At 60.8% G+C, this 18,350-nt stretch carries 16 protein-coding genes; 6 read left to right on the top strand and 10 right to left on the bottom strand.

Annotated features, from left to right (window positions below; translation table 11 throughout):
* Positions 1-18: 18 nt before the first annotated feature.
* From urtE to UB90_RS08915, 10 genes are all read right to left on the bottom strand, one after another.
* On the bottom strand, positions 19-714 hold the full coding sequence (gene urtE, locus UB90_RS08960; protein WP_065325229.1) for an urea ABC transporter ATP-binding subunit UrtE: 696 nt from the start codon (positions 712-714) through the stop codon (positions 19-21).
* A gap of 4 nt (positions 715-718) precedes the next feature.
* On the bottom strand, positions 719-1,459 hold the full coding sequence (gene urtD, locus UB90_RS08955) for an urea ABC transporter ATP-binding protein UrtD (RefSeq protein WP_065325197.1): 741 nt from the start codon (positions 1,457-1,459) through the stop codon (positions 719-721).
* Positions 1,456-2,634, bottom strand: a complete 1,179-nt coding sequence (gene urtC / locus UB90_RS08950; RefSeq protein ID WP_065325198.1) for an urea ABC transporter permease subunit UrtC — start codon at positions 2,632-2,634, stop codon at positions 1,456-1,458. The genes urtD and urtC overlap by 4 nt, the downstream gene beginning before the upstream one ends.
* Positions 2,635-2,637: 3 nt before the next feature.
* On the bottom strand, positions 2,638-4,620 hold the full coding sequence (gene urtB / locus UB90_RS08945) for an urea ABC transporter permease subunit UrtB (protein WP_065325199.1): 1,983 nt from the start codon (positions 4,618-4,620) through the stop codon (positions 2,638-2,640).
* A 67-nt stretch (positions 4,621-4,687) separates the two neighbouring features.
* Positions 4,688-5,968: an urea ABC transporter substrate-binding protein gene (urtA, locus tag UB90_RS08940; protein ID WP_065323545.1), complete on the bottom strand. Its 1,281-nt coding sequence runs from the start codon at positions 5,966-5,968 to the stop codon at positions 4,688-4,690.
* A gap of 372 nt (positions 5,969-6,340) precedes the next feature.
* On the bottom strand, positions 6,341-7,846 hold the full coding sequence (locus UB90_RS08935; RefSeq protein WP_065325200.1) for a sugar ABC transporter ATP-binding protein: 1,506 nt from the start codon (positions 7,844-7,846) through the stop codon (positions 6,341-6,343).
* A complete protein-coding gene (locus tag UB90_RS08930; RefSeq protein ID WP_005625641.1) occupies positions 7,843-8,844 on the bottom strand; it encodes an ABC transporter permease in 1,002 nt (333 codons plus the stop codon). The genes UB90_RS08935 and UB90_RS08930 overlap by 4 nt, the downstream gene beginning before the upstream one ends.
* A gap of 15 nt (positions 8,845-8,859) precedes the next feature.
* Positions 8,860-9,834: an ABC transporter permease gene (locus UB90_RS08925; protein WP_040642648.1), complete on the bottom strand. Its 975-nt coding sequence runs from the start codon at positions 9,832-9,834 to the stop codon at positions 8,860-8,862.
* 69 nt (positions 9,835-9,903) lie between these two features.
* A complete protein-coding gene (locus UB90_RS08920; protein WP_065325201.1) occupies positions 9,904-10,692 on the bottom strand; it encodes an SDR family NAD(P)-dependent oxidoreductase in 789 nt (262 codons plus the stop codon).
* An 83-nt stretch (positions 10,693-10,775) separates the two neighbouring features.
* Positions 10,776-11,723 (bottom strand): sugar ABC transporter substrate-binding protein, encoded by a 948-nt coding sequence (locus tag UB90_RS08915; protein WP_065325202.1) that lies wholly within the window; start codon positions 11,721-11,723, stop codon positions 10,776-10,778.
* 304 nt (positions 11,724-12,027) lie between these two features.
* Here UB90_RS08915 and UB90_RS08910 point away from each other — a divergent pair, with 304 nt between their 5' ends.
* The 6 genes from UB90_RS08910 to UB90_RS08885 form a co-directional block, all read left to right on the top strand.
* Positions 12,028-13,773 carry an ABC transporter substrate-binding protein gene (locus tag UB90_RS08910; protein WP_074712635.1) on the top strand — a complete coding sequence of 582 codons (1,746 nt, stop codon included), beginning with the start codon at positions 12,028-12,030 and terminating at the stop codon, positions 13,771-13,773.
* A 20-nt stretch (positions 13,774-13,793) separates the two neighbouring features.
* Positions 13,794-14,603: an SDR family NAD(P)-dependent oxidoreductase gene (locus UB90_RS08905; protein ID WP_065325204.1), complete on the top strand. Its 810-nt coding sequence runs from the start codon at positions 13,794-13,796 to the stop codon at positions 14,601-14,603.
* Between the two features lie 63 nt (positions 14,604-14,666).
* Complete coding sequence (locus UB90_RS08900; protein ID WP_065325205.1) at positions 14,667-15,965, top strand: M24 family metallopeptidase; 1,299 nt, start codon at positions 14,667-14,669, stop codon at positions 15,963-15,965.
* Positions 15,966-16,024: 59 nt separating this feature from the next.
* Positions 16,025-17,026, top strand: a complete 1,002-nt coding sequence (locus tag UB90_RS08895) for a thiamine pyrophosphate-dependent dehydrogenase E1 component subunit alpha (RefSeq protein WP_065325206.1) — start codon at positions 16,025-16,027, stop codon at positions 17,024-17,026.
* A gap of 10 nt (positions 17,027-17,036) precedes the next feature.
* Entirely contained in the window at positions 17,037-18,032 is a 996-nt protein-coding gene (locus tag UB90_RS08890; protein WP_065325207.1) for an alpha-ketoacid dehydrogenase subunit beta, read from the top strand.
* A partial coding sequence (locus UB90_RS08885; protein ID WP_328585764.1) for a biotin/lipoyl-containing protein occupies positions 18,022-18,350 on the top strand: 329 nt, incomplete at its 3' end. The genes UB90_RS08890 and UB90_RS08885, both read left to right, overlap by 11 nt.

The raw sequence follows: 18,350 nt of genomic DNA, 5'->3' as shown, positions 1-18,350 counted from the left end.
TGGCTGCGGGTGGGGTTATTAGACCGAAACTTTGGCGAGCACCGTGTCGCGCGGCATGTCGCCTTTGGCCCCGGAGGCGATGACGGCACCGCGTTGCAGCACCACAATCCGGTCGGCCAGATCATAGGCAAAATCGAAATACTGCTCGACCAGAATAATCGCCATTCGGCCTTCATCGCGCAGGCTGCGGATTACATCACCGATCATCTGGATGATGTTGGGCTGGATGCCCTCGGTGGGTTCATCCATCAACAACAGCTTGGGCCGTGTGATGAGCGCGCGCGCAATCGCGAGCTGTTGTTGCTGACCGCCCGAGAGATCCCCGCCCCGGCGGTTTTGCATCTCCTTCAGGACGGGAAACAGCTCAAACATCTCTTCTGGGACGGCGCGCTCGGATTTGGGCAGGATCGACAGGCCCGTTTCCAGATTTTCGCGCACTGTGAGCAGCGGAAAGATCTCGCGCCCCTGACTGACCAAGGCGATGCCTTTGTGGGCCAGATGGTGCGCGGGCAGTATGGGCAGTGCCTCGCCATCCAGAACCACGCGGCCGCCAGATCGGTTGTGCCGCCCGGCAAGCGCGCGAATGAGCGAGGTTTTTCCAACCCCATTGGTGCCCATGACACAGGTGACCTCGCCGGTTCTGGCCTCGATGTCGACCCCGTGAAGGATCTGCGAATGGCCGTAATGCAATGTCAGATCACTGACCTGCAGCATAGGATCAGCGCCCGAGATAGACATCGATCACCTCCTTGTTTGCGGTGACATGATCCAGCGATCCTTCGGCGAGGACCGCGCCTTCGTGCAGCACCGTCACGCGACAATCGAGGCGGCGCACAAACTCCATGTCATGTTCGACAACCACCACGGCGCGGGTCTTGGCGGCCTCGACCAGAATGGCGGTGGTGTGTTCACGCTCCGCCGGGGTCATGCCGGCGGCGGGTTCATCCACCAGCAAGAGCCGCGGCTCCTGCGCCAGCAACATGCCGATTTCGAGCCACTGTTTCTGCCCATGGCTGAGGGTGCCGGATTTGAGCGGCAGCGCATCCTCAAGACCGATTTCGGTGGCAAGGGCGCGCACGCGCTCCAGATCCGCAGGCTGTGGTTTCCAGAACAGAACGGAGAACGCGCCGCGCTTGGCCTTCAATGCCATCAGCAGGTTTTCCTGCACGGTCTGATCCTCAAACACGGTGGGTTTTTGAAACTTCCGCCCGATGCCTTCGCGCGCGATCTGCGCCTCGTTGAGACCCAAAAGCGAGATGCCCTTGTCGCCCCAGCGAATGCGCCCCGCGTCAGGGCGGGTTTTGCCGGTGACAATGTCCATAAAGGTGGTTTTTCCCGCGCCATTTGGTCCGATGATCGCACGCAGCTCGGCGCTGCCGATGGCAAAGGACAGGTTGTTGATGGCGCGAAACCCATCAAACGTGACGGAGACGCCCGAGACTTCAAGCAGCTGGCTCATTCCTGTGTCTCCTCGTTGCGTGTGGCGATCAGGTCAAAAAGCCCGCCGATGCCTTTGGGTGCAAAGAGCGTGACCAGCACGAATGAGAGACCCAAGAGGATGGTCCACCAGTCGACCCATGCGAAGGTGTAAAAGCCGAGGTTGATATCCGGGGCCTGCCCGCCGGTGAACCACGTGGAGATCAGGCTGACGAAACAGGCACCGATCACCGCGCCATACAGACGCCCACGCCCACCGATGGCGACCCAGACCGCAAGATATATCGACGCGACAGGCGCAAGCTCTGCCGGGTTGATGATCCCCGCCTGCGGATAATACAGCGCACCCGCGATGCCCGCGATCATGGCGGTGACGGTAAAGATAAAGAGCTTGTAGCGCTCGACCGAGTAGCCAAGGAACCGCACCCGGGATTCATTGTCGCGAATGCCGCGGATGACGCTGCCAAATTTGCCCGACACGATCCACGCAGCAAAGACATAGCCAAGCGCCAGCGCCAAGGCCGAGGCCCAGAGGAACCAGACCGACAGCACGGATTGTGGCACTTGATCCAGATGCGGGATGTTCTGTAGCCCCGAAAGCCCGTTATTGCCGCGCAACCCGCTGTCGTTTTGGAAGAGATAGAGCGCCAGCGCCAGCGTCATGGCTTGGGTCAGGATCGAGAGATAAACGCCCGCCACCCGCGAGCGAAACGCGAGCCAACCAAAGACCAGCGCCAAAAGCCCCGGCACTGCGACGACCAGCAAAAGCTGGATCACCAGACTGTCGGCAAAGCTCCAGATCAGCGGAAACTCGGCACTGCCAACGACGCCAAAGATCTGCGAACCGATGGCGTCCGAGATTTCCTCAGCCGTAGGGGGAATAGGCGCATTGGCGAGGTTTTGCGTCACGATCTGGCTGGTGCGCTCATACATGAGCCACATGCCGATCATATAACCGCCAAGCCCGAAGAAGGCGAAATGCCCAAGGCTCAGGATGCCCGCGTAGCCCCAGACCAGATCCATGGCGACGGCAATGAGCGCGAGACAGAGCGTTTTGCCCAGCGTTTTCACCATCGAGGTGGAGATGAGCCCAAGGCCCAGCCCCTCGGAGGCGGCGGTGATAACCAGCGTCGCAAGCCCAAGCGTGGCGAGAAACACCAAAACGGAGGGGTTCCGTGCGAAAAAACTGCGGTTCATGGATCAATCCCCCGCCGCGCGACCCTTGAGGGCGATGATGCCCCGTGGCCGGAATTGGATAAAAATGATGATGAAGATGATCATGTAGGTCTGCGCGGCAAGCGTGTTTGAGGGGTTCAGCCACTCGATGCTTTTTTGCAGCCCGCCAATGAGCCCTGCGCCCAAGAGCGTGCCCCAGATATTGCCGACCCCGCCCACAACCACGGTCATGAAGCTCTGGACGATATAGTCCTGCCCCAGTTCTGAGGTGACCTTGGCAAAAAGCCCGATGGCGACCCCCGCGATCCCGGCGATGCCGGAGCCAAGCCCGAAGGTCAGCATATTGACGCGGTCGGTGTTGATCCCCATCGAGGCCGCCATGCCGGGGTTTTGCGTCACCGCGCGGGTCTCCAGACCAAGCCGCGTGCGTTTCATGATGAACAGAAACAGCCCCAGAAAGATCAGCGCGAGGCCGAAGATCGCGATGCGGATATAGCTGATGGAGACCACATCGTTCAAAACCCACGCACCCCCCAGCCAGTCCGGGGCGGTCAGGGGGCGGGCCTGGGTGCCAAAGATATTCTTGGCCAGTTGTTGCAGCGCGATGGAGACGCCAAAGGTTGCCAGCAATGTCTCCAGCGGGCGGTTATAAAGCCAGCGGATCACCAGCCGTTCAAGCGCGACACCGGCCAGAAAGGTCACGCCAAAGGCGAGCGGGATGGCAACCGCGATCGACAGCGTATGATCGGGGATCACCTGCTGCACCACATAGCCGGTGTAAGCGCCCATCATGATAAACTCGCCATGCGCCATGTTGATGACGCCCATCACGCCAAAGGTGATGGCAAGCCCAATGGCCGCAAGGAAATAGATCGACCCGAGCGAGAGCGCATCCAGCCCCAGATCAAGCGTCTGGTTGAGTTGAACCTTGGTTTCAATGCGGCGCAGGGCGGCGTTTGCGGCCTCGGTGACAGCGGTGGAGGGTTCGGCGTAGATATCGGCAAACACGTATGCGGCGAGCAGGTCTGTGATATCTGCCTCTGTCAGCAGTGGCGCCGCTTTTTGCGCGTCCACAAGGGCTTCATAGGCCGCAATGCGCCGCGCCGGGTCCGAGAGTTGTGCCAGTGGCACGCCACCGACGTAGCCACCGTCGATATGCGCCGCCAATGTGGTGCGGATATCGTCTGCCGTAACCGGGGCAGGGGCGAGGTTTTGCTCTGCCAAAAGCGCATAAGCCTCGGTGCGGGAGAGGCGTTCGCCGCCGGGCGTGAGCCGCAGGGCGACATTCACCCCCTCTGGCAGCGCGCCCTCATAGACCTTGCGCGTGGTGACGAGCAGCGGGTTGAGCGTGGCGCGCACATCGACGCCGAGATCCCCCGCCATATCGTCGATGGCTTGGGTGCGTTCCTCGTCGCTGCTGCCATAGGCGATGGTCAAAAGCCGCTCGAGCCGTTGTTTGTTGGCCAAAAGCACCGGGTCGCCCTCGCCAGGGATCGAGGTTCGCAGCGGTGCCAGTGCGCCGGATGTAGGGTCGCGTTCCAGCGACAAAAGCGCCTCGGCACGCCGGGTGGGATCGGGATCAGAGAGCTGAAACTGCACCAAGGCCACCGCCAAGAGCGCACGGATGCCGCTGTTGGGTTTAATCTGCTGCAACGCGTCCTTGCTGGCTACGCCGACGCTCTCACCGCTGTCAAAATCAATCAGATCATAGCCTGTGTCGGTCTTTTGGGCGTGAAAGAACAGCCCGTCGGATTGCCGTTGCCACATCTCTTTGGCCTGCCAGGCCTCCAACACACGCTGTGCGCTGCCCAGACCGCTGCCCGCAACCGCGTCAATCGCCGGGCCGATGGTTTTGCGCGAGGATTTAGTGATGATCGCGGCATGCTCTTGCAGGATATCTTGCATGGGCGCGGCCTCTGGGGACGCGGGTTGCGCGGCGGGGCTTTGGGCAAAGGTGCCAAACACCACCAGCAGCAAGCCGAGGCTTGCCAGTACTCGTCTTCTCATGGATTTACTCTTTTCCCGGAACCAAGCGGAGAGGCCGCAGCGGCCTCTCCCTGAATGCGACGTTCGATCAGTAGTTTGATTTGATCTGAACGCAGGTCTCGGTCTGGGTGTTGTACATCCCGCAGCCCAGTTTTTCCCAATCGGAGGTCAGCACAGCCGATTCAGGCAGGAAATCGGTCCATGCATCGCCCGCCACCTCGGTGGTCTGGCTGATGATGTCGAACTGGCCATCCTCGAGGATTTCGCCGATCAGAACCGGTTTGGCGAGGTGGTGGTTGGGCAGCATTTTGGCCATACCACCGGTGAGGTTCGGGAACTCCTGCCCGTACATCGCGCTGCGCACCGCATCCACATCGGTGGTGCCAGCGGCCTCTACGGCCTGCACCCACATGTTAAAGCCGATGTAATGTGCCTCCATCGGGTCATTGGTCACACGGTCCTCGCCCATGACCTCTTTCCACTTGGCGACAAAGGCATCGTTGGCATCGCTTTCGGCGGATTGAAAGTAGTTCCACGCCGCCAGATGGCCGACGAGGTTGGAGGTATCGAGACCGGAGAGTTCTTCCTCGCCCACCGAGAAGGCCACCACGGGGATGTCATCGGCGGAGATGCCAGCAGCCGCGAGTTCCTTGTAAAAGCCGATATTGGCATCGCCATTGATGGTCGAGATCACGCCGACCTTTTTACCATCGGCCCCCAGCGCGACCACATCGGCGACGATCTTGGACCAATCAGAGTGACCAAAGGGCGTGTAGTTCACAAAGATGTCTTCTGCTGCGATGCCCTTGGACTGCAGGTAGCTCTCAAGGATGTTGTTGGTGGTGCGAGGATAGACGTAGTCGGTACCCAAAAGCGCGAATTTCTCCACCCCAAGCTCATCAAGGAAGTAATCCGTTGCGGGGATCGCTTGCTGGTTGGGCGCAGCACCGGTGTAAAACACATTCTTGGAGCTTTCCTCGCCCTCATACTGCACCGGGTAGAACAAAAGCCCATTGAGTTCCTCGATGACGGGCAGCACCGATTTGCGGCTGACGGACGTCCAGTTGCCAAAGATCACATCGACCTCATGCACGCTCAGCAATTCGCGCGCTTTTTCCGCAAAGAGCGGCCAGTCAGAAGCCGGGTCCACCACTGCGGCCTCCAGCTCGCAGCCCAAAACGCCGCCCTTGGCGTTTTGCTCGTCGATGAGCATCAGGACGGTATCTTTGAGCGTGGTCTCGGAAATGGCCATCGTGCCAGAGAGCGAGTGCAGCACGCCCACCTTGATGGGGCAATCGGCGGCATGTGCGGCAAGGCTCATGGTTGCCAGAGCGGCTGTGCTGGCCAGAAGTGTTTTTGCGGATTTCATAGCTGTCTCCCGTCGCGCCTGACCCTGCGCTTGCCCTTCAGGGGGCAATTCGGCAGGATATGCGCGCAATGTGTTTTCGTTGCATCCGTGTGGCGGCCAGACCGAGTGGCAATTCGCTGGTCGTCACACACCCGCCAAGGGCTTTGACGCCTTGTTTTGCGGGTGTTTCAACGCTCCTCGCAGCGACATTTTCGAGCAAGGCGTTTTGCTGAGGGCGGCGGGCGATGCACGGAAATGCCCTCGTTTTGAGCGGGCAGGGGCGCGGGTGAGTAATTTTTGGGCGGGTTTATGCTGCGCTGCAGCGCGAGACAAAAACGCCACCCGCAGTCGATGGGGTGGCGTTCTGGACGATCTCGGTGCGACGCTCTGACGTCAGGCGACCTGCTCGCCACCGAGGCCCGAGATTGCTTGGATCAGGCTGTCCTCGGTGACCTCCTCCGCGGTGAAGCTGCGCATGATGCGGCCTGAATACATCGCCGCGATCCGGTCGGAGACATGCAGCACCTCCGGCATCTCGGAGCTGATGACGATCACCGCATAGCCCTGTGCGGCCAACTCTCGCAGCAGTTTGTGAATCTCGGATTTGCTGCCCACGTCGATACCGCGCGTGGGTTCGTCCACGATCAGCACATTGGGGTGCATCGACAGCCATTTGCCGATGACGATCTTTTGCTGATTGCCGCCGGACAGGTTGCCCACCTGCTGCCGCCAGCCGGGGGTGCGAATGTCGAGCCGGTCGCGATACTGATCAAAGATCGCGATTTCCGCGCCTTCGGCCACAAACGGCCCGGCCTTCAGGTCATCCACCTGCGGCAGGGTCATGTTATCGCGACAGTTCATGCCCAGCACGAGACCCTGACCTTTGCGGTCCTCTGGCACCAAAGAGATGCCCATATTGATGGCCTCCACCGGAGAGGTGATCCGCACCTCGCGCCCATCGAGCAGGATCTGCCCGGCGGACGGGTCGCGCAGGCCAAAGAGCGTCTCGGCAATCTCTGTGCGACCCGCGCCCACCAGACCGTAAAAGCCCAGAACCTCGCCCCGGCGCACCTCAAAGCTCACATCGTGAAACAGCTTGCCGCAGCTGAGGCCCCGCACCTCCAATGCCACATCGCCCAGTTCGTGATGCGCGGCGTTGCGAGAGAGGTCCAGCTTGCGCCCGATCATCATCTGGGTGACGGCTTCCTCATTGGTGTTGGCGGTCTCGACTGTGCCCTGATACTGCCCGTCGCGCAGCACGGTGATGCGGTCGGTGATCTTAAAGATCTCTTCCATGCGGTGCGAAATATAGATGATCCCGACGCCCTCGCGTTGCAGATCCGCGATCACGTCAAAGAGCACCACCTTTTCCGCATCCGTCAGCGAGGCGGTGGGTTCGTCAAAGATCACCGCTTTGGCGTCCACAGTGAGCGCGCGGGCGATTTCGACCATCTGTTGATTGGCAATCGACAGATCGCCCACACGGGCCTTGGCATCAAAGCCCACGTTCAGTTTTTTCAGGATCGCATTGGCGTTTGCTGCAAGGCGGGGCCAGTCCACCCGGCCAAAGCTTTTGCGCGGCAGCTCCCCGAGGTAGATGTTTTCCGCCACCGAGAGCTCTTCGGCGAGGCTCAGCTCCTGATGGATAAAAACGATGCCCTTGGCCTTGGCCTCCAAGGGGCCGGCCATCACCGCCTTATGGTTGCCCATGTAGATGTGGCCGCTATCGGGCTGGTGAATGCCGCCGAGCACCTTCATCAGGGTGGATTTGCCCGCACCGTTTTCCCCCATGAGGGCGTGTACCTCGCCCGGCATCACCGAAAAGGACACCCCGTCCAGCGCCCGCACACCGGGGAAGGTTTTGACGATGTTTTCGAGACGCAGAACCGGATCACTCATACCTTCAGTTCCTCTTTGCCTTTGACGTTGAGTTGACGATCAAGAAACAGCACCGCAATGAGAATGAGGCCGATCACCAGGTTCACGGTGGAGGTATCGGCGCCGATATGGCCCAGCCCCTTGCGCAACAACTGGATCGCGATGACACCGCCGAAGGTGCCGATCACCGATCCCGCGCCGCCGGTGATTTTGGTGCCGCCAAGGACCACGGCCGTAATCACCCAGAGTTCATAAAGCTGGCCGTCATTGGGATTGACCGAGCCGCTTTCGGAATAAAACACCACTGCTGAAAGCGCTGCGAGAAAGCCGATGATGGCGAAGTTGACCATCATATGTGGGCCAACGCGGATACCGGCATTCACGGCGGCGTCGCGGTTGTCGCCAATGGCATAGGCGTTGCGCCCATGCACGGTGCGCGCCATCAGGAACCAGATCGCCAGCGTCACCGCCAGCAGGAACCATGTGGCGGTGTGCAGGCCAAGAAATTGCGCCTCGGCAAAATCCACCAGCGTCCAGTTCAGATGCGAGGTCGGGTTCTCGCCGTTGAACATAAAGACGATGCCGCGATAGCCCAGCATCGACCCCAGCGTCACGATGAAGGCATCAACCCCGGTTTTCCACACAATAAGCCCGTTGAGCGCCCCCAGAAGCGTGCCGACCGTCAGCGCCAAGAGCCACGCCACCGGGATCACCCAGTCGCCCAGTCCCGCGAAGATCGGCCACGTCATACTGTCCAGCAGCACGATCGCGGCAATCGCAAAGGTGGCCCCGACGCTGAGGTCGATATTGCCGTTCACCATGACGATGGTCATGCCCATCGCAATGATCCCGATGGGGGCGGACTGCTTCAGCAAAAGCAGCATGTTTTCAAAATCCATAAAGGCCTTGTCGGAGAGTGACAGAAACTCGCCCGCCACGCTGAAGAAGATCAGCTCCAGCACGATGAAGCCCCAGATTGCGCCGTTTTTCAGCGCCTTGGACAATGCACCCGGTTGCATGGGCTCTTCCTTCCCTTATGCGATTGGCGACCAGAGCTTGCCGCGCTTGGCCGCGATATCGAGCCAGACAGCAAGGATGATGATGACCCATGTCACCACGAACTGGACGTAGAATTGCAGGCCCAGAAGCAGCAGACCGTTCTGGATAAATCCGAGGATCAGCACGCCAATCACGGTTTTGAAGATCGTCCCTGATCCCCCCATCAGTGACGCCCCGCCAAGGATCACAGCGGCGAGCACCTCAAGTTCCAGCCCCTGGCCCACGGTGTTTTGCGACCCCAGAGAGCGGCTCGCCTGCATAAGCCCAGCGGTGGCCACACAGGCCGAAGAGATCAGATAGCAGCTGAACACCGTCCGGGCGCGGCGGATGCCCGAGAAGGTCGCAGCGGTGCCATTGCCCCCCACTGCATAGATCTTGCGGCCAAATGGGGTCTTGCCGAGGACCAGCCCCAGCAAGGCCGCCAAGAGCGCAAAGATCAGGATCGGCACCGGGATGCCAAGGGCGCTGCCCTGTCCAAAGACGCCGAACCACGTGCCTTCCTTGTCGGCGATATCCATGTTCTGCCCGCCCGAATAGGTGAGCGTCAGCCCGTGAATGGCCGAGAGCATCCCCAGCGTCACAATCAGCGAATTGAGCCGCAGGTAGCCCACCAGAAACCCGATCAAGGCCCCCAGCGCCATCGTCATCGCAAACATCGCCGGGATCGCCAGCAATGGTCCGAGCGTGTCGTGCAGATCCAGCACCACGATGGTGGAAAACGACATCATCGACCCCACCGACAGATCGAGATTGCCACTGATCACCACAAAGGTGACGCCAAGCGCCATCACGCCGAGAATGGCGGAGGAACGCACCACGCTGAACACATTATCAACGGACAGGAATTTGGGGTTGGCGATGGTAAAGGCGACCAGAAAGATCGCGAAAGCAATCAGGATGCCTTGCTTGGCAAGGACACGTCCGATTTGCTCTTTGCTCAGTGTTGCCATCATCCCCTCCCTTGGATTCTGGGCGTGTTGTGATGTCTCGGGCATCGGCTCCTCCTGCCTTGTCGCCGGTCACACGAGGGTCATGCCCCCGTCGATCATGACGATCTGTCCGGTCATGTAGTCGCTGTCCCGAGAGGCCAGAAACGTGGTGGTTCCGGTGATATCCTCGGGCGTGGCCACACGTCCCTTGAGGATATCCGCCGAGAAGGTCTCCATCGCCTCTCCGGGGCGCTCGGACGCGCCGATCTCCATCAGATCCTGATCAACCTGCTCCCACATTTCCGTGGCCACAACACCGGGCGCAAAGCCGGTGACGGTAATGTTATGTTTCGCCAGATCCCGTGCGCCCGATTGGGTGAGCGACACCACTGCCCATTTCGAGGCACAATAGGGGGCTACATTGTCAAAACCCTGACGGCTGGCCACCGAGGCGGTGTTGATGATCTTGCCGCCCTGACCTTGGGCAATCATCTGGCGGGCAGCTTCCTGCATGCCGATCATACAGCCCAAGCCGTTGATGCCCATGATGAAGTTCCAGTTTTCCTCGGTCACGTCCAGAAAATTCATCGGCCGGTTGACGCCCGCGTTGTTGAATTTCACATCCAGCCGACCAAAGGTTGCAACCGTATGGGCGATCATCGCCTGCACCTGTGCACGATCGGTGACATCCACCGGGGCGGAGGTGACGCGACCGGGATGATCCGCGGCAAAACTCCGGGCCACCTCGGCCACTTTGTCGCCGTTGATGTCGGCCAGACAGACCTGTGCGCCCTCGCGCAGCAGCGCCTCGGAAATGGCGCGGCCGATGCCCTGCGCTGCCCCCGTCACAAGGCAGACGCGATCCGATACACGTCCCATAGGCGTGCCCCTTCCAAATCTCGATTTTGGGAAATGCCATATGGGGCGCCTGCACCCGGCAGACGCGCCCCACATGATGCGCCTTAAAAGACGGGTTTGGTGAACTCGTCCATATTGTCCTGCGTGATCTTCGGCGTGTCGAAGTAGTTCAGGAAGGGGATGTCCTTGCCCGACAGGATGTCGACGGCGGTTTGCAGCGCGGCCTCGGCATCATCCACCGGCGACTGATAGATGGACCCCCAGTAATCCCCCGCTGCCATGGCCTCATACCCCACGGCAAAGTTGGTGGCTCCGACAAAGATGATGCCGTCACGGCCCGCAGCCTTGGCGGCGTTGAGAGCCCCGACGCCCATATTGTCATCGCCCGCGTAGACGCCGTCGATGTCGTCGTATTTCACAAGGAAGGCTTCCATCACCTGCTGCGATTTCTCGCGGTTCCAGTCGCCCGGCTGGGTGTCGACGATGGTCACATTCGGGCAGACCTCGGGCAGGCGGTCCTCAAACCCCTTGGCACGTTCAATGGCGGTGGTGTAGCCGGGCTGGCCGGTGATATGGACCACCTGCGCCTCATCCGCGATGCCCATGTCCTTGAACTTGTCGCACATGATCTCTGCCGAGCGCGCGCCTTGGGTGATGTTGTCGGGGCCGGAGAAGGACTTGATGAAGTCAAAGCCCGCCTCGGCAATGTTGGAATTGGTGACAACCACCGGAATACCTGCTTTCTGTGCCTTGCGCACAGCGGGGATCACGGCCTCGCCATTGGTGGGCCAGATGATGATCGCATCGACCTCTTGCTGGATCAGGTCTTCCATCTGCGCAATCTGGCGAGCCACGTCGCCGCCTGCGTCCAGAACCACGGCCTCAATGTCTGCATTGGCATCGGCCGCGGCGATGAAAGCCTTCTCGTATGTGGTCTGATAGCTGTCCACACCCACGTTGTTCTGGGTGATGCCGATCTTCATGGTGTCGGCGGATGCTGCACCCGCCAGCAGGATCGCGGTGCTTGCGGCAAGCATGGTTCGAATATTCATATTTTGATCTCCTCCCGTTTTTCCCGAGACTTCCTCCAGTCCCGAGCGCCCCTCCCGGACGCCAATGGACCACCCGGACGACCGGATGACTTCGAGCACAATGCCAAGTCTGCGTCACCCAAAATGTAGCGAAAATATCCATTATGGATGTTTTGATGTCCAATTTGGATACCTTCGCGCTACGCTGCGTGTGTCAGTTTGGACATCTTCGAAAGGAAAGCCCGTGAGCGACTCCGCATCATCCAATCCGGATAAAATCACGAAACCCCGCAATCCTCTGTATCGCAAAAGGTCCACCGCGCCGATGAATGCCTTCGCCAGACATGACCAGATCGGCCCGGTGTCGCCTGAGGCGAAATCCGAGGCGCTTGGGGCGTTGTCTCTGCTCGAAGAGCTGAGCGATGAGCTGGAAGATACGCTCGATGTTTACGTGCCAAATGCCCATCTGCGCATGGCGATGCATCTGATTAAGGGGCATTTCGAGGCCAAGACCATCACCCCCACATCGCTGATCGGGGCCAGCCGGGTGCCCTATGCGACCGCCACCCGCCGGATGAAGGAAATGGTGGAGGCGGGCCTTATTGAGCAGCGCCCGCGCACCAAATCCGGCAAGAGTTTCTCGATGCATCCCAGCGACAAGCTGCTGGACCAGTGGATTCGTCTCTCAAGCCGCGTGCGGCGCATGGCCGAAGCGCGGTTCGGGGGGCGTCATCGCGGGCAGGAGAGCAAGGACTACTACTTTGGCGGCAGCTATTCTGCCGCGCAGTCGATCCTGCCGATGCGGGTGCGCAGCGAGCCGTTGAAAGTGTCGGGCGGCCTGCGGGTGCTGGTGCATGGGGATCCGACCTTTATGGTGATGGAGAACCTGAAACGCCAGTTTGAACAGGTGATCGGGGTTCAGATCAGCCAGCGCGCGTTTTCCATCGACCGGCTGCGCGAAGAGGCCCTGCGCAATGCGGACCGCGCCGCCAGCCGCTACGACATTATCGCCGTTGATCTGCCCTGGATCGGAGAGTTTGCCACCAAAGACGTGCTGATGCCGCTCGATCAGGTGATGGATGTGGCCCGGCTGGATACGGCGGATTTCCACACGGCGGGATGGAAAGCGGCGCATTGGGGCGGGCGGGCCTATGGGGTGCCGGCGCAGACCACGCCGGAGTTGCTGTTCTATCGCCGCGACCTCTTTGCCGAGGCGGGGCTGGAGCCCCCCGCGACCACTGATGCGCTGTTGCACGCCGCGCGGGCGCTGCATGACCCGCGCCATGGCCGCTATGGCATTGCGTGGAATGCGGCGCGCGGCACGGCGCTGGGGCATACGGCCTTGATGACGATGGCGGATTTCGGCCAGCCGGTTCTGGACCTGCCTGCCAACGCCGGCGGGTTTGACACCGACGGGCTGGCGGATCGGACGTACCGCGCCACCATCGACACGCCTGCGGGGCTTCTGGCGGCGGAATACCTGTTGGAACTGCTGCAATATTCGCCGCCCGACATCCTGTCGATGTCCTGGTACGAGCGGGTGCGCCCCTATGCGGCGGGCAATATCGCCATGGCCTACGGCTATACGCTGCTGGCCCCATATTTCGAGCTGGACGAAAGCTCGCCCGCTTATGGTCAGACTGGCTATCTGCCGCATCCCGCAGGTGCGGGCGGCAACCCAATTGCCCCGGTGGGCGGCTACGTCATGGGCATTCCGGCCAATCTGGCGCCCGACCGCATTCCCGCCGCCGTCGAGGCGCTGATGGTGTTTACCTCGCCTGAGGCGCAGAAGCTTTTTGTGCAGCACGGCAGCCGGACCAATCCGCGGTACTCGGTAGGTTCGGACCCCGAGGTGCGGCGGACCTCGCAGATCTTTGAGGCGGTCGACGCGATGTCCTGGCGCGATGAGCTGCAATTCTGGCCGCGCCCGCCGGTGCCGGAGATCGGCCAGATCATCCGCATCTGTGGCGAGGAATTTCACGACATGCTGCGCGGGGTCATCCCCCCGCGCGAGGCCCTGCGACAGGCGCAGGCACGGGCCGATGCCCTGATTGCAACACAAAGAACATAGCGACTCTAGGAGGAGAGATCATGGACCCCAACCGCTTGAAAGGTAAAAACATTCTAATTACGGGTGCGGCCCGTGGCATGGGGGCGACCAATGCCGAAGCCTTTGCGGCGCAGGGGGCAAATGTCTGCATCGGTGATCTCGACGGTGGTGAGGCGCAGGGGCTGGCCGACAAGATCAACGCCGCCGGAAACGGCAAGGCGATCGCCATTCGGATGGATGTGACCAAACGCGCGGACAACGCCGCCGCCGTCAAGGCGACCGTGGATGCTTTTGGCTCCATCAATGTCGGCCTGTTCAACGCTGGTCTCAACAAGCCCCGGTTCTTCATGGATATCGATGAGGACAACTGGGACATGATTATGAACGTCAACACCAAGGCGATGTGGCTGGGCATGCAGGAGACCGCCCGCCAGATGATCGCGCAAGGGCCGATGGCGGATCACCCCTACAAGCTCATCAACGTGGGTAGCATTGCGTCGCGCAAACCGCTGGTGGACGTGACCGTGTATTGTACCTCGAAATACGGCTGTCTGGCGCTGACCCATTGCGGGGCGATTGGCCTGTCGGAGCATAATATCACCGTCAACGGCTATGCGCCGGGCGTGGTGGTGACGCCGCTCTGGGAACAACTCGACAAGGATCTGGTCGAGATCGGTTTCAAGGAGCGCGAAGGTCAGGCCTATGACGATATCGCCCGCGATGCCTTGCAGATCAAACGCGTGTCCTACCCCAAGGATATCGTGGGCACCGCGTCCTTCCTCGTCTCGGACGACAGCGATTACATGACCGGCCAGATGATCCACATCGATGGCGGCTGGTGCATCCAGTAACACACTAACAAACTGAAATTACGCGATAAACGGGTGTGCGAGCGCATACCCGAAGGAGGAGCTATGTCTCGCGCACTGACCCCGAACGTCCTGACACCGCAGGATCTGGAGCCCAATTGGCAATGGGAAGGCCGCCTGCCCGCATGGGGCCCGACACAAGTGGATTTCGAGCGCCGCGTCGATCACGACCGGCTGCGCCGCTACCGGCTGAGCCGCACCCGCGAGGCACTGAGGAAAAGCAGCGCAGGCTCGCTTTTGCTGTTTGATGTCAACAACATCCGCTATGTGACCTCGACCAAGATCGGCGAGTGGGAACGCGACAAGATGTGCCGCTTTGCCCTGCTCACTGGCGATGACGCGCCGCATGTCTGGGACTTTGGCTCTGCTGCGGTGCATCACCGCAAATACTCCGACTGGTTGGTGCCGGATCATTGCCACGCGGGCGTTGTCGGCATGCGCGGCACCATCCCGCCGAGCTTTGGCCTGATGAAGAAATACGCCGAAGACATCGCGGGCCTCATTGAGGACGCGGGCATGAAAGGCATGCCGGTGGGCGTGGATTATGCCGAAACCGCCATGTTTGAGGCCCTGAAAGAGGCCGGTCTGAATGTGGTGGACGGTCAGCAGATCATGCTCTCCGCGCGCGAGATCAAGAATTGGGACGAGATCCAGCTTTTGACGCAGGCCGCCAGCATGGTCGATGGCGTTTACCACATGATCTACGAGGAGCTGAAACCGGGCGTGCGCGAAAACGAGATTGTCGCCATGTCCAACAAGCTCCTCTACGAGTGGGGCTCGGACGATGTGGAGGCGATCAATGCCATTTCGGGCGAGCGCTGCAACCCGCATCCGCATAACTTCACCGATCGCATGTTCCGCCCCGGCGATCAGGCGTTCTTTGATATCCTGCAAAGCTATCAGGGCTATCGCACCTGCTACTACCGGACCTTCAACATCGGCAAATCGACGCCTGCGCAGGTCGATGCCTACGTCAAGGCGCGCGAATGGATTGATGCGTCAATTCAAGCGATCAAGCCGGGCGTGACCACCGATCAGGTCGCCAAGCTCTGGCCCAAGGCCGAGGAGTTCGGCTTCCCGGATGAACTGTCGGCCTTTGGTCTGCAATTCGGCCACGGGCTAGGTCTGGCGCTGCACGAACGACCCATCATTTCGCGCGCGGTCAGCCTCGACAAACCGATGGAAATCCAGACCGGCATGGTCTTTGCGCTGGAAACCTATTGCCCGGCCAGCGACGGCTATTCTGCCGCGCGGATCGAAGAAGAGGTGGTGGTGACAGACACCGGCTGCGAGGTGATTTCGCTGTTCCCTGCCGAAGAGCTGCCGATCGCCAACCGTTACTAACCTCCCCCGAAGACTGCTCGGTCCTGCGGGTCCGGGCACTTTTTCTAAAGAGAGATCCCATGAGTCCCGCCAAGACAGCATCGAACACCGAAGACTATCTGCGCATGTATCGCCAGATGGTCCGCATCCGCACGTTTGAGGACAACGCCAACCAACTGTACCTCTCGGCCAAAATGCCGGGGCTGACGCATATGTACTCCGGCGAGGAGGCCGTGGCCGTTGGCATCTGCGAGGCGCTGAAGATCACCGACAAGATCACCTCAACCCACCGCGGCCACGGCCATTGCGTCGCCAAAGGGGCCGCGTTCAAGGAGATGTTCTGCGAGCTTCTGGGCAAGGAAGAGGGCTATTGCCGGGGCAAGGGCGGCAGCATGCATATCGCCGATCAGTCCAATGGCAACCTTGGCGCAAATGCCATTGTCGGTGGCTCCATGGGGATTGCGACGGGGTCGGCCTTTACCGCGAAACTCTTGGGCAAAGACGATGTGACGGTCTGTTTCTTTGGCGATGGCGCCACCGCACAGGGGCTGATGTATGAGGTCATGAACATGGCCGCGCTGTGGAAGCTACCGGTGATTTATGCCTGCGAAAACAACGGCTACTCGGAATACACCCGCACCGATGAAATCGCGGCGGGTTCCATCACCGCCCGCGCCGAGGCCTTTGGCATCGAGGCACATCAGGTGGACGGCCAGGATGTGCTCGCCGTGAATGAGCTGACCGAACAGCTGGTGGCCCGCGCCCGCAAAGGCGAGGGGCCGTTTTTCATGGAGCTGATGACCTATCGCTATCACGGCCACCACGTCGGCGACATCAACCGCGAATATTACCGCTCCAAGGAAGAAGAGAAGGATTGGAAGGAGAACCGCGATCCGATCACCCGTTTCCGCAGCTGGCTGGTGGAACAAGGCATCGCCACTGAAGACGAGATCGAGGCCCTCAATGACGCGGTGCGCAAGGATGCCGAAGCGGCGGTGACTTACGCGCTGGAGGCCGGATACCCCGACGAATCCGAGGTCGACATGCACGTCTTCACCGATGTCAAACACGCGCTGGCCTGAGGAGAGCGACATGCGAGAGATTACCCTATCCCAAGCGGTCAACGAGGCGCTGGCCGAGGAAATGCGCCGCGATGAGACCGTGTTCATCATTGGCGAGGATGTGGCCGAGGCGGGCACACCCTTTAAGGTGCTGAGCGGTCTGGTCGAGGAATTCGGCACCAGCCGCGTGGTCGACACCCCCATCGCAGAGCCCGGATTTATGGGGCTGGCCGTGGGGGCGGCGATGACCGGCACCCGCCCCGTTGTGGACCTGATGTTTGGCGATTTCATCTATTTGATCATGGATCAGCTCTGCAATCAGGCTGCCAAGACCCATTACATGTCCGGCGGCAAGATGAGCGCGCCTTTGGTCCTGCGCACCAATCTGGGCGCAACCCGGCGCTCGGCGGCGCAGCACTCGCAATCGCTGCACGCGCTGGTGGCGCATATTCCGGGGCTGAAGGTGGCAATGCCCTCGTCCGCCTATGAGGCCAAGGGGCTGATGAAGACCGCGATCCGCGACAACAACCCGGTTGTGATCTTCGAAGACAAGCTGATGTACAACGACAAGGCCCCGGTGCCCGAGGAGGAATATCTGATCCCCTTCGGTGAGGCTAACATCCTGCGCGAGGGGACCGACATCACCCTGATCGGCACGTCATCCATGGTGCAGGTCTGCGAAGCCGCCGCCGAGATCCTCGCCAAGGAGGGCATCAGCGCCGAAGTGATCGACCCGCGCACTATTGTGCCGCTTGATGAGGACACGCTGATCAACTCCGCCAAAAAAACCTCGCGTGTGATCGTCGTCGACGAGGGCCATCAGAGCTATGGCGTCACCGGCGAAATTGCCGGGCGGATCAATGAGAAGGCCTTTTATCATCTGGACGCGCCTGTGCTGCGCATGGGGGCGATGGATGTGCCGGTGCCCTTCACGCCTGCGCTCGAGGATCTGACCGTGCCCACCCCGGAGGCGGTGGTCGAGAAGGCGCGCAAGCTGATGTCGGGGGAGATGATCCATGCCGCATGAGGTGATCATGCCCGCGCTCGGCATGGCGCAAGACAGCGGCTTGATCGTCGCGTGGCATAAGGCGCCCGGTGATGAGGTCGCGGCTGGCGACGTGCTGTTTGAGGTGGAAACCGACAAATCCACCGTCGAGGTTGAGGCCGGGCAGGATGGCTTTGTGGCGGCTCTGTTGGCCGAGGCGGGCGAGGAGGCCCCGGTGGGCGAGGTGATCGCGGTGATCTCCAAGGAGAAGCCGCAAGATCCCGTGCAACGCAGCCGCAATGGCGGCGGGGCGGTGTCAGCACCCGCCGCACCGGATACCAAAACCGCCGATCCCGACCC

The sequence above is a fragment of the Tritonibacter mobilis genome (genome assembly GCF_001681715.1).
In the GTDB taxonomy this organism is placed as follows: domain Bacteria; phylum Pseudomonadota; class Alphaproteobacteria; order Rhodobacterales; family Rhodobacteraceae; genus Epibacterium; species Epibacterium mobile.
The sequence above is the reverse complement of the archived record's forward strand: the minus strand, read 5'-3'. Positions and strand labels throughout refer to the sequence as shown.

What these genes read in the sequence shown, in the direction of transcription:
- UB90_RS08905 (WP_065325204.1), top strand. Translation starts at nt 13,794, where the DNA reads ATGGACCCCAACCGCTTGAAAGGTAAAAACATTCTAATTACGGGTGCG.
- UB90_RS08900 (WP_065325205.1), top strand. Translation starts at nt 14,667, where the DNA reads ATGTCTCGCGCACTGACCCCGAACGTCCTGACACCGCAGGATCTGGAG.
- UB90_RS08915 (WP_065325202.1), bottom strand. Translation starts at nt 11,723, where the DNA reads ATGAATATTCGAACCATGCTTGCCGCAAGCACCGCGATCCTGCTGGCG.
- UB90_RS08890 (WP_065325207.1), top strand. Translation starts at nt 17,037, where the DNA reads ATGCGAGAGATTACCCTATCCCAAGCGGTCAACGAGGCGCTGGCCGAG.
- urtE (WP_065325229.1), bottom strand. Translation starts at nt 714, where the DNA reads ATGCTGCAGGTCAGTGATCTGACATTGCATTACGGCCATTCGCAGATC.
- UB90_RS08930 (WP_005625641.1), bottom strand. Translation starts at nt 8,844, where the DNA reads ATGCAACCGGGTGCATTGTCCAAGGCGCTGAAAAACGGCGCAATCTGG.
- UB90_RS08920 (WP_065325201.1), bottom strand. Translation starts at nt 10,692, where the DNA reads ATGGGACGTGTATCGGATCGCGTCTGCCTTGTGACGGGGGCAGCGCAG.
- urtD (WP_065325197.1), bottom strand. Translation starts at nt 1,459, where the DNA reads ATGAGCCAGCTGCTTGAAGTCTCGGGCGTCTCCGTCACGTTTGATGGG.
- UB90_RS08895 (WP_065325206.1), top strand. Translation starts at nt 16,025, where the DNA reads ATGAGTCCCGCCAAGACAGCATCGAACACCGAAGACTATCTGCGCATG.
- urtB (WP_065325199.1), bottom strand. Translation starts at nt 4,620, where the DNA reads ATGAGAAGACGAGTACTGGCAAGCCTCGGCTTGCTGCTGGTGGTGTTT.
- urtA (WP_065323545.1), bottom strand. Translation starts at nt 5,968, where the DNA reads ATGAAATCCGCAAAAACACTTCTGGCCAGCACAGCCGCTCTGGCAACC.
- UB90_RS08910 (WP_074712635.1), top strand. Translation starts at nt 12,028, where the DNA reads ATGAATGCCTTCGCCAGACATGACCAGATCGGCCCGGTGTCGCCTGAG.
- UB90_RS08935 (WP_065325200.1), bottom strand. Translation starts at nt 7,846, where the DNA reads ATGAGTGATCCGGTTCTGCGTCTCGAAAACATCGTCAAAACCTTCCCC.
- urtC (WP_065325198.1), bottom strand. Translation starts at nt 2,634, where the DNA reads ATGAACCGCAGTTTTTTCGCACGGAACCCCTCCGTTTTGGTGTTTCTC.
- UB90_RS08925 (WP_040642648.1), bottom strand. Translation starts at nt 9,834, where the DNA reads ATGGCAACACTGAGCAAAGAGCAAATCGGACGTGTCCTTGCCAAGCAA.